Below are 526 nucleotides of genomic sequence, written 5' to 3' on the forward strand. Positions count from 1 at the left end.
AACCATGGCAAGCGAACCGATTCGCGATCCCGCGAACGACCACCTGCTCACCCCGCAGAACGCGGCGTTCATCGTCATCGACTACCAGCCGGTCCAGGTGAACTCGATTGCATCGATGGATCGCCAGCTGCTGATCAACAACATCGTCGGCGCATCGAAGGCCGCGGTCGCGTACGACCTGCCGATCGTCCACTCGACCGTCAACGTGAAGACCGGCCTGAACAAGCCGCCGATCCCGCAACTGCGCGCCGCGCTCGAAGGCTATCCGACCTACGACCGCACCAGCATCAACTCGTGGGAAGACGTCGAGTTCCGCAAGGCCGTCGAGGCCACCGGCCGCAAGAAACTGATCATGACCGCGCTGTGGACCGAAGCGTGCCTGACCTTCCCCGCGCTCGACGCGCTGAAGGCCGGCTACGAAGTCTATGTGGTCGTCGATGCGGTCGGCGGCACGTCGGTCGCCGCGCACGAAGCCGCGCTGCGCCGCATCGAGCAGGCCGGCGGCCAGATGATCAGCGTCGCGCAG

The 526-nt window shown here is 65.4% G+C and carries 1 protein-coding gene; it reads left to right on the plus strand.

Annotated features, from left to right (window positions below; translation table 11 throughout):
• Positions 1–4: 4 nt before the first annotated feature.
• The coding region (locus tag U5A56_RS36955) for a hydrolase (RefSeq protein WP_321927423.1) at positions 5–526 on the plus strand (522 nt) is incomplete at its 3' end.

The sequence above is a fragment of the Burkholderia sp. BCC1998 genome, assembly GCF_905339875.1.
Lineage (GTDB): Bacteria > Pseudomonadota > Gammaproteobacteria > Burkholderiales > Burkholderiaceae > Burkholderia.